Source organism: Kitasatospora sp. NPDC001603 (assembly GCF_040298365.1).
Classification (GTDB): Bacteria; Actinomycetota; Actinomycetes; order Streptomycetales; family Streptomycetaceae; genus Kitasatospora.
Genome location: NZ_JBEPAA010000092.1, coordinates 13,968 through 28,593 on the forward strand (window position 1 = coordinate 13,968; position 14,626 = coordinate 28,593).

The following is a 14,626-nucleotide window of genomic DNA, read 5'->3' on the forward strand; positions in this document are numbered from 1 at the left end:
CCCTCGGCGCGGACCGTGCCCCGAACGGCTCACCCGGCGTGCGGCGTCAACCCCGACGATCGTCAAGGTCTCCCCCTGCCTTTCGACCCGGGCCTCGGTCCCCCGGCCACCCCTACCGTCCTGACCATGACGAACAGGGCCAGGAAGAGAGCGGTCAGGACGAGGACGGTCGAGGCGGACGCGGTCGGGGCCGGAAGGGTCGGGACGAGGAGGGCGACCGGCACCCGGGTGGCGGCAGCGGTGGCGGTGCTGGGTGCGGGCACCGCCGTGGTCGGGTGGCTGGCACCGACGGGCGGTGGGCGGGCCGGGCACGGCGGGCCGGTACGGGTGACCGGCGGCGCGTCCGCCGACGGCTACCGGCGGGTGGCCGATGTCGTCGTCGACGCGCCGCCCCGGCTCGCCTCGCTGCTGGAGCCCGCCAGCGAGGCGGGGCTGCTGGTGCTCGGGCTGCTGCTGGTGCTCTGCTGGTGGACGGCCCGCGGCCGACGCGCCGCCGACGCGGTCGCGGGGGTCGCGCTCACCGGCCTCGGTACCGTCCTCGCCTACGGGGCGAGCGAGCTGCTGAAGGTCGTGGTCGACGAGGAGCGGCCCTGCCGCGCCCTGCCCGACGCCCTGCCCGACGCGCTGTCGGCACACCCCGTCGTCGCGCACTGCCCGCCGCCGGGCGACTGGTCCTTCCCCAGCAACCACGCGACCCTGGCCGCTGCCCTGGCGACCGGTCTGGTCCTGCTGCGGCCGCGCTGGGCCCTGCTCGTCGTCCCGGTCGGGGTCGCGACGGCCGCGCTGCGGGTGGCCGCCGGGGTGCACTATCCGCACGACGTGGTCGCCGGGGCCGTTCTCGGCGGGGCGATCACGGCGGCGGTGGTCGTCGCGCTCCTGCCGCTCGCCACGGCGGCGGTGGCATCGCCGGTCGGGATACGGGTGCTGGGCCCGCTGGCGGCGGCGCGGCCGTCAGGCGCGCGGACCGCCCGCGCACGCTCCACCGGTGGTCAGGCCGGCCTCGTGGGCGAGGACGGCGGCGGCCGCCCGGTTGGCCACCCCGAGCCGCGCCAGGACGGAGCTCACATGGGCTTTCACGGTCCCCTCCACCACCCCGATCCGGCGGGCGATCTGCCCGTTGGACAGCCCGGCGGCGATCAGCGTCAGCACCTCCCGCTCCCGGGTGGTCAGCGCGGCCACCTGTTCAAGCGCGGCGGAACGGCGGTCGGCCGGCCCGCCGGCTCCGGTGGCGGCGAGGTGAGCGACCACGCGCGCGGCCACCTTGGGTGAGAGGTAGGCGGCGCCGTCCGCCACCGCCCGCACCCCGGCGATCAGTTCCTCCGGCTCACCCGACTTGATCAGGAACCCGTTGGCGCCACCGCCGAGGGCCCGCAGGATGAAGTCGTCCTCGCCGAAGGTCGTCAGCATGACGATCCCGGTGGCCGCGCCGGAGCGGCGGATCTCGCCGGCGGCGGTGATGCCGTCCGTGCCGGGCATCCGGATGTCCAGCACCACGACATCGGGGCGGTGGCGGCGGACCAGTTCGACGGCCTCCCGGCCGTCCCCGGTCTCGGCGACGATCTCGATCCCCGGATCGGTGGTGAGCACGGCGCGGACGCCGGCCCGGACCATCGGCTCGTCGTCGGCGATCACCACCCGGATCGGTGTACCGGCGGCGGCCCGCTCGCCGCGGCTCATCCGGCGCTCACGCGATCAGCGCTTCCAAGGAGATCAGTACGTCCCGTTGGAAGCAGAGCCGGTACGCATCGCCGGAACGGTCGTCGTCGAACGGCTCGGCGGTGATCGCGTAGTACTCGCACGTCACTCCTTCTCCCCGGGGTGGCGGGTTCCCCACGGACGGATGGTACGGAAACTGATGGGCAGGCAGAAACCGCTGGACCGTCGCCCGGTCCTGACCGATCCGCAGCGACGCGTAGTCCGCCGGCTCCAGCACGGCACGGCCGGCCGTGTAGATCGTCCACCCCCGCAGGACGGCGGTCAGCGCCAACACAGTAACCAGTGGCACCAGTACGGTCGCCGCCATCATCCGGCCCACCCGGCGGCGGGCGCGGCTGAGTTCACGGACGGGGGAGACCGGGGCGGGCCCGGGCGGCGGAGTGACGGCGGCGCCGGCGCGCGGCAGATGGGCGAGCACCTCGAACCCGCCGCCCTCGGCGCGCGGCCCGTACCGGAAGGTGCCGCCGGCCAGTCTGACCCGCTCGGCCAGGCCGATCAGCCCACGGCCGCCCGCGTTCGGAGGAGCCGGTGCTGCCGGTGCTGCCGCCGGACCCACCGGTGCCGGCCCGTTCACCACCTGGACGCGGACGCCCTCCGGCGTGTGGGCGACCCGCACGCCGATCCTCGCCTGAGGGGCGTGCTTGGCCGCGTTGGTCAGCGCCTCCTGGGTCACCCGGTACACGGCGTGCTCCACCGCGCGCGGCAGACCGTCCACCGGGCCCGTCATCGTCAGGCGGACGTGGAGACCGGCGGCGGCCGCCTCCTCCACCAGGTGGGCGACCCCCGCATCGGCGGGCCCCCGGGCGGCCTCGCCCGCCGCGTCCGTCTCCTCCCGGAGGATGCCGATCACCTCGGCAAGGCGTTCCACGGCCGCTCCGGCGCCCTTGCGGATCTCCTGGGCCGCCTCCCGGTGCGCCGGGGCGAGGTCGGGTGCCAGCTTCAGGGCACCGGCCCGCAGGGCGATCAGGCTCAGGTCATGACCGAGGGCGTCGTGCATGTCCTGGGCGATCCGGGCCCGCTCCCGCAGCCGGGCCTGCTCCGCCACCAGTTGCTGCTCGCGCTCCAGCCGTTCCGCCCGCTCCCAGCCGGCCCGGACCAGTTCCTGGGACTGCCGCCAGAACCGGCCCGCCATCCAGGGCGCCATGCCCGCGCAGACCACCAGCGAGAGGAAGGACGTCCCCGGGACCATCCAGGCCGGTACCGCCAACGCCACCGTCACCCCGCCCGCCACGACCGCGGCCAGCACGGTCACGGCCCACCGCACGCGATCCGTCCGCCACCCGGCCAGGAACGCCGTGGCGATCGCGGGCAGCGCCCACCAGATGCTCACCGCGCACGCCCCCGTGGCCACCGCCGTACCCACCAGCAGCGCCCCGTCGAGCCACCTGCTCCACCTGCTCCACCACTCACCGTTCACCCTCACGGCTACGACAGTAGGAGGCGGGCAGCAGCACCGAATCTGCCGAAAGTCATACCCGGCCAGGCGAGCCGACCCAGCGGGCCACGCTGCTCGCCCGACTCACGCTGCACGCGCGCAGGAAGTCGGACCCGCCGACTTCCCACTCCAGCTCAACCGGCCGGCGGCCAGGGAGCGGCGCGCGGGTCGGAGGGTGTGGGGTGTTGGCGGTGCGGTGCGGTTGGGAGGGGGTCTGACGGCGCAGCGGTTCACCCAGCTCGCGTGGCTCCTCGCCGGTCGCGGGTGCGGTCCCGGGCCGGACCGGGGTCGGCTACGGGGCCGGGTACCCGTAGCCGGGCGCGGGCGGCGGGGTCGGGGTCCCGAAGGGCGGGCCGTACCCGGAGACCGGTGCCTGCGGGAAGGCCGGGCCGGACACGGGCGGCCCGTACGGTGCGGCGGGCGACGGGTAGTACGCCGCCGCGGCGGGCGCCTTCGGCCGGCCCGCCTCCCAGACCGCGCGCAGGTCCATCGCCAGGAAGTGCAGCGGTGCGCCGAGCCACATCAGCACCATGGCCACCATGCCGACGGTGTCCGCGGTGGGCGCGTCGCCGGTGCCGCCGGCCACGCCCGCGCAGACCAGGTAGGTGAGGAAGAGTGCGGCGAACACCGCCGCACCGAGGATGTCGTACGCCCGGCGGCGGCGGACCGCCAGCAGCAGCGAGGGGATCATGCCGAGCAGGCCGACCGTCACCAGCGGCGTGAGGACGCACAGCACCCGGCCGAGCACCCCGTAGGGCCCGGCCGCCTCCCCGGGTCGCCGGGCCGGGGAGGGCGGCGGCGGAGCGGGGTACGGCACCGTGCCCGGCGCCCCGCCGTGGGGCAGGCCACCGGGGAACGCGCCGCCGGGCGGTGGTCCGAACTGCCTGGGGTACTGCCCTGACATGTGCGCTCCTGAGCGGGTGAGGACGGCGGTCGGCCGCGGCACGGACGAACCCCGCACACCGTACCGTCCAGCACCGACCCGCCGATGGGCTTCCCGGGCCCCGGTCCCAGGGCGAGGAGTCAGGAACGAGGATCCGCGGCACGGCAGAGAGCGGCGGCCCCGGGCGCATCGCCCGGGACCGCCGCCGCACATCCGCCGGAGCGGGCCGCTACTTCTTCGACCCCGCCAGGTCGTCGAACATCGCGGACAGGAACTCACGGCACCAGCCGAGCAGTTCCCGCCCGACCAGCGGCTTGCCGCCGATCCGCCCGGTGGACGGCCGGGGCACCAGCAACTGCTGGGCGGCCGCCTTCACCTGGCTGCGCGGGTAGAGCCGGTTCAGCCGCAGCTGCTGCGACTCGCGCAGCTCCACCGGCCCGAACCGGACGTTGGCGCCGGCCAGCGTGATGTCCGCGATGCCGCACCGGCGGGCGTACAGCCGCAGCGCGGCCACCAGCAGCAGGTTCTCCACCGGCTCGGGCAACTTGCCGTACCGGTCGACCAGTTCGTCCCGGACCTGCTGGATGTCCTGCTCCGAGTTGACCGCCGCGATCGAGCGGTAGGCCTGCAGCCGCAGCCGCTCGCCCGGCGCGTAGTCGTGCGGCACGTGGGCGTCCACCGGCAGCTCGATCTTGACCTCCAGCGGCTCCTCCTCCGGCTCGCCGGCGCCGGACAGCGACTCCCGGAACTCGGCCACCGCCTCGCCGACCATCCGCATGTAGAGGTCGAAGCCGACGCCCGCGATGTGCCCGGACTGCTCGCCGCCGAGCAGGTTGCCGGCGCCGCGGATCTCCAGGTCCTTCATCGCCACGTACATACCGGCGCCCATCTCGGTGTGCTGGGCGATGGTGGCCAGCCGCTCGTGCGCCGTCTCGGTCAGCGGCTTCTCCGGCGGGTACAGCATGTACGCGTAGCCGCGCTCGCGCCCACGGCCGACCCGGCCGCGCAGCTGGTGCAGCTGGGAGAGCCCGAAGGTGTCACCGCGCTCGACGATCAGGGTGTTGGCGTTGGAGATGTCGATGCCCGATTCGACGATGGTGGTCGACACCAGGACGTCGAACTCCTTCTCCCAGAAGTCGACGACCACCTTCTCCAGCGCGGTCTCCCCCATCTGCCCGTGCGCGGTGGCGATCCGCGCCTCGGGGACGAGGTCCCTCAGCCGGGCCGCCGCCTTGTCGATCGACTCGACCCGGTTGTGGATGTAGAAGACCTGTCCCTCGCGCAGGAGTTCACGCCGGATGGCGGCCGAGATCTGCTTCTCGTCGTAGGGGCCGACGAAGGTCAGCACCGGGTGCCGCTCCTCCGGCGGGGTGGTGATGGTGGACATCTCCCGGATGCCGGTGACCGCCATCTCCAGGGTGCGCGGGATCGGCGTGGCGGACATCGTCAGCACGTCCACGTTGGCCCGCAGCTTCTTCAGCTGCTCCTTGTGCTCGACGCCGAAGCGCTGCTCCTCGTCGACGATGACCAGGCCGAGGTCCTTGAAGCGGGTCTCCGAGGAGAACAGCCGGTGGGTGCCGATGACGACGTCCACCGAGCCCTCGAACAGGCCCTCCAGCACGGCCTTCGCCTCGCTGTCGGTCTGGAAGCGGGAGAGCGCCTTCACCGTCACGGGGAAGTTGGCGTACCGCTCGGCGAAGGTGGAGAAGTGCTGCTGCACCAGCAGCGTGGTCGGCACCAGCACCGCCACCTGCTTGCCGTCCTGGACGGCCTTGAAAGCCGCCCGCACCGCGATCTCGGTCTTGCCGTAGCCGACGTCGCCGCAGATCAGCCGGTCCATCGGGACGGACTTCTCCATGTCCGACTTGACCTCGGCGATGGTGGTCAGCTGGTCGGGCGTCTCCGCGTAGGGGAAGGCGTCCTCCAGCTCGCGCTGCCACGGGGTGTCCGGGCCGAAGGTGTGGCCGGGCGCGGCCATCCGGGCGGAGTACAGCTTGATCAGGTCGGCGGCGATCTCCTTGACCGCCTTCTTGGCCCGCTGCTTGGTCTTCGCCCAGTCCGCGCCGCCGAGGCGGTGCAGCGTGGGGGCCTCGCCGCCGACGTACTTGGTGACCTGGTCCAGCTGGTCGGTCGGCACGAACAGCCGGTCGCCGGGGTGGCCGCGCTTGGCCGGCGCGTACTCCAGCACCAGGTACTCGCGGGTGGCCCCCTGCACCGTGCGCTGCACCATCTCGACGTAGCGGCCGACGCCGTGCGCCTCGTGGACGACGTAGTCGCCGGCCGCCAGTGCCAGCGGGTCGATCGCGTTGCGGCGCCGGGAGGGCATCCGGCGCATGTCCTTGGTGGAGGACTTCTGCCCGGAGAGGTCCGTCTCGGTGATGACGGTGAGCTTGAGCGCCTCGTCGACGAAGCCGTGCTCGATCGAGCCGCAGGCGACGTAGACGACGTCCCTGGTCGGCGCCTCCCCGAGGTCGGCGACCAGCCGGGCCGGGATGCCCTCGTTGCCGAGCACCTCCGCGAGCCGGGAGGCCGGGCCGTGGCCCTCCGTCACCATGACCACCCGCCAGTCGGCGGCCAGCCGCTCCTTGGCGTCGGCGATGGCCCGGGCGGTGTCGCCCCGGTACGCCTCCACCGCGTGCATGCCCAGGGTCAGCGTGTTGACGTCGAACTCCAGCACCTCGCTGATGCTGGACTCGCTGGTCGCGAAGGGGCTGACCGACCACCAGGGGAGCCCGATCTCGGCGGCGTGCTCGCGCACCTCCGCGAGCGAGCGCAGGGAGGCGGCCGAGACGTCGATCGTCTCCAGGTCGATCGGCCGGTCCCCGCCGGCGGCGGCCGCCACCCAGGAGGCGTGCAGGAACTCCTGGCTGGTCGCCACCAGGTCGGCGGCCCGGGTGCGGACCCGCTCCGGATCGCAGACCACGGCCACCGATCCCAGCGGGAGCACGTCCATCAGCAGTTCCATGTCGTCCACCAGGACGGGCGCCAGCGACTCCATGCCCTCGACCGCGATGCCCTCGGCGATCTTGTCCAGGATCTCGGCCAGCCCCGGCTGCTGGGCGGACAGCTCGGCGGCCCGCGCCCGCACCTCGTCGGTCAGCAGCAGCTCACGGCAGGGCGGCGCCCAGAGGCCGTGCTCGGCGATCTCCAGCGAGCGCTGGTCGGCGACCTTGAAGTACCGGATCTCCTCGACGTCGTCGCCCCAGAACTCCACCCGCAGCGGGTGCTCCTCGGTCGGCGGGAAGACGTCCAGGATGCCGCCGCGGACGGCGAACTCGCCGCGCTTCTCGACCAGTTCGACCCGGGCGTAGGCGGCTGCCGACAACCGCCAGGCCACCGCCTCCAGATCGTGCGACTCACCGCGCAGGACGGCCACCGGCTCCAGCTCGGCCAGCCCCTTGACCTGCGGCTGGAGCACCGAGCGGACGGGGGCCACGATCACCTGCACCGGTCCGGCCGCCGGGTCGTCCGCCCGCGGGTGCACGATCCGGCGCAGCACCGCCAGCCGGCGGCCGACCGTGTCCGAGCGCGGCGAGAGCCGCTCGTGCGGGAGCGTCTCCCAGGCCGGGTACTCGGCGACCGTGTCGGGCGGCAGCAGCGAGCGGAGCGAGGCGGCGAGGTCCTCGGCCTCCCGGCCGGTCGCCGTGACGGCCAGCACCGGGCGGCCGCGCTCCCCGGCCGACTGCGCGGCCATCGCCCGGGCCAGCGCGGCGATGGCGAACGGCCTGGCGGCGGGCGGGCCGACCAGGTCCAGGTGGTGGCGAGCGCCGGCCGCGGTACCGATCGCGGTCGCGGCCTCGATCGCCTCGGCGAGCGCCGCGTCCCGCGCGACGACATCGAGCAGTCCGGTCAGGCTCATCAGGAGTCTCTTCTTCGTGCCGTGGCTGGTGCCGCCCGGGCGGCACCAGCCTGCCGGGGCAACGCGAACGGCCCGGCGCGCCGAGCGGCCGGGGGTCTCCAGCCTACGCCGCAGGGCCGACACGCACGCGGCGCACGGGCCCGGCGGGGCCGCGGGACCGGTGCGGCGGGCGCGGGGCCGGACCGGGCCGGCGCCCGGACGGGGACGAAGCACCGGCCGCACGCTGCGGCTCCGCCTCCGCGATCCGCCACGAACTGGACATACTCCTGTCACTGGCCGTCCATGGAGATCGCGCACCATGGTGACTGTGCCCGCCGCACCCAACCGTGGGGGATGGCTGCGGAAGGCACAGTCGCACACCCGATGGGGGTCGGGGGTGCGAGGCCGGGCGACCCTGGGTGGGGGCGCCCGCCCAAGCGCCGGGAACCGTGGCGCCCTTTCCTGGAGGGCGCCACGGGTCTCGGCCTCTTTCGTGGTGCGCGGGCACCCGCTCCGCGCGCCCGTCCCCCGCCGCGCACCCCCCTTCCGCGCCCTCGCCGCACCGCGCACCCCCTTCCGCGCCCTCGCCGCACCGCGCACCCCGGCCACGCTCCCCGCCGCACCGCGCCCCCGGCCACCACCCACCGGACCACCACCCCGGCCACCACCACCTGAACGGCCGCCGCCCGCCCGCGCGGCACGGCTCCGCCCACTTCGCCGAAAGGCCACGCGGCCCGGCGCCGCTCCCTACCCTGTGGTGAAGGCCGTGTGGGGATGCCCCGGAGGGGACCAGGGGGCGTCGCGATGGAGGGGGTTCTTCGTCATGCGCGTTGTCATCGCAGGTCAGGGGTATGTGGGGCTGCCGCTGGCGGTCCGGGCGGCCGAAGTCGGCTATCAGGTGGTCGGCTACGACGTGGACGAGCGCCGGATCAAACGGCTGGCCGTCGGCGAGTCCTACGTCGAGGACATCCCGGCCCCCCGGCTGCGGCCGCTGCTGGAGAACGGCAGCTATCTGCCGTCCGCCGAGCCGGCCGACGTGGCCGGCTTCGACATCGCGGTGATCACGGTCCCGACGCCGCTGCGCGACGGGGTGCCGGACCTCTCCTACATCGAGGCCTCGGCCCGGCTGCTCGCCCAGCACCTGCGCCCGGGCGCCACCGTCGTGCTGGAGTCCACCACCTACCCGGGCACCACCGAGGAGCTGCTCGCGCCCCTGCTGGAGGAGGGGTCCGGTCTGACCGCCGGCCGGGACTTCCACCTCGGCTACAGCCCCGAGCGGATCGACCCGGGCAATCCGACCTGGCGACTGGAGAACACCCCGAAAGTGGTCTCCGGCATCGACCCGGCGGCGCTGGCGGCGGTCGACGGCTTCTACGGGCGGCTGGTCGAGCGAACCGTCCCGGTCTCCTCCTGCAAGGAGGCCGAGCTGACCAAGCTGCTGGAGAACACCTTCCGCCATGTGAACATCGCGCTGGTCAACGAGCTGGCGATGTTCGCCCACGACCTCGGCATCGACGTCTGGGAGGCGATCGACGCCGCCTCCACCAAGCCGTTCGGCTATCTGCGCTTCACCCCCGGGCCGGGGGTCGGCGGGCACTGCCTGCCGATCGACCCCTCCTACCTGTCCTGGCGGGTGGAGCGGGCGCTCGGCCAGTCGTTCCGCTTCGTCGAGCTGGCCAACGACGTGAACAGCCACATGCCCGACTACGTGGTGCGCCGGCTCGCCGAGGCGCTGAACGAGCGGCAGCGCTCGGTCAAGGGCTCCCGGGTGCTGCTGCTCGGGCTCGCCTACAAGAAGAACACCGGCGACGCCCGGGAGACCCCGGCCGCCCGGGTCGCCGAGCTGCTGACCCGGATGGGCGCCGAGGTCCGGGCCGCCGACCCGCACGTGGTCGTCGGGGTGCACGTCCCCGAGCCGGTGATCCCCGGGCAGCGGGCGGCCGAGCTGGACCCGCACGGCGACCCGTTCGCCGCCGTCCGCCGGGTCGAGGCGACTCCGGAGGAGCTGGCCGGGGCCGACGCGGTGGTGCTGCTCGCCGACCACGACGAGTTCGACTACGAGGCCGTCACCGCGCACGCCCGGTACGTGCTGGACTGCCGCCGCCGGCTCTCGGGCGCGACGGTCGAGGTGCTGTAGGGCCGGCCGGCCCGCGCGAACGCGGTGCCGGGCGTCCGCACCCGCCCGGCACCGCACAAGGGATCCGGCCCGCCCCGGCTCCCGGTGACTACCAGCGGGACAGGTTGATGTCGTACATCGTCACCTGGTGGCCCTGGTTGCCGTTGAAGTCGTACTGCTCCCAGTTGAAGACGGTCCAGGAGCCGAGGCCACCCCCCAGATAGGTGATGACCCGGTTGTTGCCCGCGTCGATCCGGTCCACGTTGTAGACCCGGACGGACATCCAGCCGTCATTCGCGAAGCAGAGCCGGCCGCTGTAGCCGTAGTTGTACACCTTCGCGAAATCGGTGCGGTTTCCGCATTCGACCTGGCTCACCGCGTTCGCGCCGGTCGTCGGCAGCAGTGCGGCGGCAGCGGCGGTGAGAACGGCGAGGGCACCGATCCGGCGGGCCAGGACATTTCCGGTGCGGCGATCCCTGCGGGGATTTGCGGGATTTGTGCGGCGAATCATGAAACCCCTCCATCGACGGCGGTTGCGACTCCAGAGATTTACATGGGGGCCTGTCGCCGAACAGCTGTTTTCCGGCCAAGCCGAAACCTCCGGGACGGGCCGCCGGGCCGGGGTCGAGCGGAATGCGCTAGGGTCCGAACAAGCTTGCCGTGCCCGAGGATCGGAGCAGACGATTGGCACGTCCACCACATTTCGGACGATTCGCCGCCATCACCCTGGCGGCCGTACTGTCGGCCATTTCCGCAGGCTGCGCCGAGGATACCGGGGGGAACTCGGTGAAATCCGCGCCGACGCCCCCCGCGATCGGCACCCCTGAACCCCCGGAATCCGGCCGCGCCGGAATGACCGGACTGCCGCTTTCCGCTTATCAGGCCAATGACCAGGTGGCCGTGAAAGAGATTCAGGCCAGGAATATGCTGGTCGTCTCCTGCATGCAGCGGGCCGGATTCACCGGTTTCGGCGGCGACGGCCTCCAGGCGGCGCAGGCCCCGGACAACGCGACGGCCCTGCCGGCCGGCGCCTGGGGGTACCTCGGGGCCGAGGCCGCCGCCGTCCAGGGGTTCCACCCCCCGAAGCGGGCGCTGCCCCGGCCCGTCGCGCCGGCGGCCGGCCCGGCCGAGGCCTACGACGCGGCCCGGGTCGACTGCGACCGGCAGGCGGCGGAACGGATCGGCTCGCCGCCGGGGCCCGGGGCCGAGCTGGTCGGCCGGCTCTTCGACGAATCGATCGGGGCGACCGGCCGCGACGCCCGGGTGGCCGCGGCGACCGGCGAGTGGTCCACCTGCATGGCCGCCGCCGGCTTCCGGGTCGACGACCCGGCGGCCCTGCCGGAGCGGTACCGGGCGGTCGCGGAGATCACCGCGGGCGAGCTGGCGACGGCCCGCGCCGACGCCGACTGCACGGCCCGGAGCAATCTGGCGGGGATCTGGTTCGCCGTGCTGGCCGGCTACCAGCGGCAGCAGATCGACCGGAACGCGCAGGCCCTGACCGCCCAGCAGGAGGCGGTCAGGGCCCAGGACGCGAAACTCACCCGGCTGGTGGCCGGCGGCTCGTGAGGCCCTCGCGGGGTCACGAGCCGCCGGGCCACCCGGTGCCGGGACCGGCGCTCGCGGTGCCTCAGCGCCGCCGGTTGAGGCCCACCGTGTTCGGGGTGGCGTAGTCGCTGCCGTCGTCGACGATCACGATCTTCGGAATGATCCGGGTCTCGTCCTCGGCGGGCCGGCCCGGCGCGTCGGCCGCCTCGTCGTCCGCGGTCGCGGCCGACCCGCTCGGCGGCGTGCTCGGCGTGCTCGGCGGCGTGCTCGGCCGGGGCGGCACCCCCGCCGGGGCGGCGGGCGCCACCGGACCGGGCGCGACCGGTCCGGGGCTGACCGGTCCGGTGGCGACGGCCGGAGCGGAGTCCGCAGCCGGGGCAGCATCGTCGGTAGCGGCGTCCTCGGGAGCGGCGTCGAAGGGACCCGCCGGGCCGGGAGTGACCGGCAGTACCGCGGTGGCCGCCTCGGTGACGGCCCGCTGCCCGCCGCCCACCGCGACGGTCTTGCGCAGGTTCGCCACCGCGATCTCGCCGGTGTCCGCCTCGGAGTCGACCGCCGGCGCGGGCCCGGCCGGGGTCTCGGCCGCCAGGTCGGGCTCGATCGCGCCCACCGCCGCGCCGGTGAGCGAGGCGAGGGTGCCCTTGATGTGGTCCAGGTGCTGCTGCACCGTCTCCTGCCGGGCGGCGAACTCGCGCTGCTCGCGCTCGCTCTCCGCGTTGATCCGCTCGGCCTCGCGCCGGGCCTGCTCGATCAGCTGGTCCGCCCGGGCCTGCGCCTCGGCGTCGGACTGCTTGATCTGCCCGAGCACGGTCTCCCGGTACTGCTCGGCCTCCTTGACCCGGCGCTCCGCGGTCGCCGAGATCTGGGCGTCCTCGGCGTCGGCCCGGGCCTCGGCCGCCGCGAACGTCTCGTCGGCCTCCCGGCGCAGCTCGGCGAGCTTGGCCTCGGCCAGCTCGGAGGCCTCGGCCGCGGCGACCCGCACCTTGGCGGCGTGGCCGGTGGCGGCGTCCCGCACGGCCCGGCTCTCGCGGTCGGCCTCGGCCCGGATCGCCTCGGCCTCGGCGCGGGTCCGCTCCTCGGTGCGCCGGGCGGCCTGGTCGGCCTCGGCGCGGGTGGTGGCGGCGTACTCCTTGGCGGCCTGGCCGAGCGCCTGACCGGCCTCGTAGACCTCGTCGCGGAGGTCCTCGGCGAACCGCTCGGCGGCCTCCCGGACCGCCCGGGCCTCGTTCGCGGCCATCGTGGCCAGTCCGGCGGCCTGCTCGCTGAGCACCTGGTAGTCCGGGTCCGGAGCGTCGGCGGCGGCCTGCCGGATCTCGGCCAGCCGCCGCTCCATCTCCCGGATTCCGGCGCCCAGCACGCTCAGCCGTTCCCACGCCTCGTCCCGTTGGGCGGTGAAAACGGTCAGGGCTCGGTCGACCTGCTCGGGCGCGTAACCGCGCCGGGCAGCGGTGAAGCCGTGCTGGGGGACGGCATCGCTCATGGGCTCTTCCCCTCGTGTCGCGGGCTGCGGAGCCCATGATCGGACGGAACGGACGGATCCGGAACCGGATCCGGGAGGCGGTCCGGAATCGGACGCCGTACGGATCGGAACGCGGCGAGGAATGGACGAATAGACCCATCCTCTTGACCTATTTTGCGCAGATCAGGGCGAAACCCCAACGAGGCAGAGCCGCGACGGCACGCCGAAGGGGTCGTTCCGGACACCGGAACGACCCCTTCCACCTGCGCGGATCCGCGTCGGCCCGCTACAGCAGGCCGTCCCAGAACTGCTCCAGGAGGACGGCCCACCAGGTGTCCGCCGACTGCAGGGCCGCGGGGTCGATCGCGGCGAGCTGAGCCTGGAAGTCGGTCGTCCAGCGACCGGCCTGGTCCGGGGTCAGCCCGTACCGCAGCCGCCACATCCGGCCCAGCAGGGCCAGGGCGCGAACGAACTCCGGTACACCACTGTTGACGAACCGGGGCGGCTCGCCGGTTCCGTCGATGTCCACCGCGACCACGTGCGCGGTGCCGTACTGCACGCAGAGCTGGCGGCCGTAGTCGTTGCCGAGCACCAGGTAGCCGCCGAAGTCCGGGCCGCCGGTCAGTCCGCGCTCGGCGGCCAGCTCGGCGAGCGTCGGGATCGGGCGGCCCTCCTGGGCCTGCGCCCAGAAGAAGGGTCCGAACTCGCGCGGCAGGCCCCCCCACATCAGGGTCTGCGCCACCGGCTCGGGCACGCCCTGGCGGGAGACGGCGCGCTGCTCGAAGTGGAACACGTTCGGGCCGAAGGCCTGGCTCACCTCCTGGCCGAGCTGCTGCGGTGCGATCGGCGGCAGCACCGGGACGCTGCCCGGGGCGGGCGGGGGCACCCGGAACGGGCGGACCCGCTGGGCGCCGGAGGCCAGCTGGTGCAGCTCGTCCAGGTGGTCCAGCAGCTGGGCCATGCCGGCCTGCCGGGAGTGGTGGTCCCGGCCGTAGTCGGCGGTGTGGGTGAGCCGGACGTTCGGCCAGGAGGCGGCGATCATCCGGTTGCAGTAGCCGCCCGGCAGGTCGCAGGACTCCAGCTCGGTGTAGAGCTCCAGAACCTGCTCCGGCGGGACGTTCAGCCGGCGCAGGTCCTGGAGGATCTTCCACTCCGGGTGCGGGGTGCCGGGCTCGCTGCGGTGCAGCAGCTTCTGCTCCGAGCCGTCCGGGCCGCGGTAGCTGAGCGCGGCGAAGTAGCCGGGGCCGACGGCCGGCACACCGGGCGGCACCGGGGCGCCCTGCGGCGGACCGGGGACCGGCGCAGGGGCGGCGGCCGGGGCGGGAGCCGGGGCGGCCGGCGAGGCCGCGCCGGGATAGCCGTAGCCGGCCGCGCCGGGGCCGGGCGGGGGCGGCACGGCCGGGCCGCCGGACGGCGGGGTACCGGGATCGGCCGGGGCACCGCCCAGCAGCGCCGGGTCGATCGCTCCCGCCAGCTGGGTGCGCTCGTACGCGACCCCGCCGGCGGGCGGGCCGGCGGCGGGTGGCGCGGGCGGGGCCGCGGCGCCGCGCAGGAGATCGGAAGAGCGGCGTGGAGGGACAGAGTGTAGTCCAGGCAGAGTAGATCGCGGTGGTGGACGTATCAGTAAAAATGAC

Annotated in this window: 10 protein-coding genes and 1 pseudogene; 3 read left to right on the forward strand and 8 right to left on the reverse strand. The window is 74.4% G+C overall.

Annotated features, from left to right (window positions below; translation table 11 throughout):
- Positions 1 to 353: 353 nt before the first annotated feature.
- Positions 354 to 521, reverse strand: coding sequence for a hypothetical protein (locus tag ABT263_RS34295; RefSeq protein ID WP_352296706.1), 168 nt, complete (start codon positions 519 to 521; stop codon positions 354 to 356).
- Positions 522 to 570: 49 nt separating this feature from the next.
- On the opposite strand from ABT263_RS34295, the pseudogene ABT263_RS38980 reads away from it, so the two are divergent.
- A pseudogene (locus tag ABT263_RS38980) lies at positions 571 to 810 on the forward strand (phosphatase PAP2 family protein); the annotation flags it as partial.
- A gap of 141 nt (positions 811 to 951) precedes the next feature.
- Here the strand turns inward: ABT263_RS38980 and ABT263_RS34305 are convergent.
- The 4 genes from ABT263_RS34305 to mfd form a co-directional block, all read right to left on the reverse strand.
- A complete protein-coding gene (locus ABT263_RS34305; protein WP_352296688.1) occupies positions 952 to 1,677 on the reverse strand; it encodes a response regulator in 726 nt (241 codons plus the stop codon).
- Between the two features lie 7 nt (positions 1,678 to 1,684).
- The gene (locus ABT263_RS34310; protein WP_352296691.1) at positions 1,685 to 3,139 is read right to left on the reverse strand and encodes a sensor histidine kinase; all 1,455 of its coding nucleotides are present in this window, start codon (positions 3,137 to 3,139) and stop codon (positions 1,685 to 1,687) included.
- Between the two features lie 304 nt (positions 3,140 to 3,443).
- Complete coding sequence (locus tag ABT263_RS34315; RefSeq protein WP_352296694.1) at positions 3,444 to 4,055, reverse strand: hypothetical protein; 612 nt, start codon at positions 4,053 to 4,055, stop codon at positions 3,444 to 3,446.
- A gap of 208 nt (positions 4,056 to 4,263) precedes the next feature.
- Complete coding sequence (gene mfd / locus ABT263_RS34320) at positions 4,264 to 7,893, reverse strand: transcription-repair coupling factor (RefSeq protein WP_352296697.1); 3,630 nt, start codon at positions 7,891 to 7,893, stop codon at positions 4,264 to 4,266.
- 802 nt (positions 7,894 to 8,695) lie between these two features.
- Between mfd and ABT263_RS34325 the strand changes: the two genes are divergently transcribed.
- Positions 8,696 to 10,009: a nucleotide sugar dehydrogenase gene (locus ABT263_RS34325; protein WP_329489333.1), complete on the forward strand. Its 1,314-nt coding sequence runs from the start codon at positions 8,696 to 8,698 to the stop codon at positions 10,007 to 10,009.
- 88 nt (positions 10,010 to 10,097) lie between these two features.
- Here the strand turns inward: ABT263_RS34325 and ABT263_RS34330 are convergent, their stop codons facing one another.
- Entirely contained in the window at positions 10,098 to 10,499 is a 402-nt protein-coding gene (locus tag ABT263_RS34330) for a beta/gamma crystallin domain-containing protein (protein WP_329489332.1), read from the reverse strand.
- Between the two features lie 389 nt (positions 10,500 to 10,888).
- Between ABT263_RS34330 and ABT263_RS34335 the strand changes: the two genes are divergently transcribed.
- Entirely contained in the window at positions 10,889 to 11,554 is a 666-nt protein-coding gene (locus ABT263_RS34335; RefSeq protein ID WP_352296700.1) for a hypothetical protein, read from the forward strand.
- A 61-nt stretch (positions 11,555 to 11,615) separates the two neighbouring features.
- Here ABT263_RS34335 and ABT263_RS34340 read toward each other — a convergent pair whose 3' ends face one another.
- Together ABT263_RS34340 and ABT263_RS34345 are read right to left on the reverse strand one after the other, a co-directional pair.
- Positions 11,616 to 13,013, reverse strand: a complete 1,398-nt coding sequence (locus tag ABT263_RS34340) for a coiled-coil domain-containing protein (protein WP_352296703.1) — start codon at positions 13,011 to 13,013, stop codon at positions 11,616 to 11,618.
- A gap of 265 nt (positions 13,014 to 13,278) precedes the next feature.
- The coding region (locus ABT263_RS34345) for an SUKH-4 family immunity protein (RefSeq protein WP_502885910.1) at positions 13,279 to 14,626 on the reverse strand (1,348 nt) is incomplete at its 5' end.

Bases quoted from the DNA above. Each gene is read 5' to 3' on its own strand.
- ABT263_RS34325 (WP_329489333.1), top strand. From the start codon at position 8,696: ATGCGCGTTGTCATCGCAGGTCAGGGGTATGTGGGGCTGCCGCTGGCG.
- mfd (WP_352296697.1), bottom strand. From the start codon at position 7,893: ATGAGCCTGACCGGACTGCTCGATGTCGTCGCGCGGGACGCGGCGCTC.
- ABT263_RS34340 (WP_352296703.1), bottom strand. From the start codon at position 13,013: ATGAGCGATGCCGTCCCCCAGCACGGCTTCACCGCTGCCCGGCGCGGT.
- ABT263_RS34305 (WP_352296688.1), bottom strand. From the start codon at position 1,677: ATGAGCCGCGGCGAGCGGGCCGCCGCCGGTACACCGATCCGGGTGGTG.
- ABT263_RS34315 (WP_352296694.1), bottom strand. From the start codon at position 4,055: ATGTCAGGGCAGTACCCCAGGCAGTTCGGACCACCGCCCGGCGGCGCG.
- ABT263_RS34330 (WP_329489332.1), bottom strand. From the start codon at position 10,499: ATGATTCGCCGCACAAATCCCGCAAATCCCCGCAGGGATCGCCGCACC.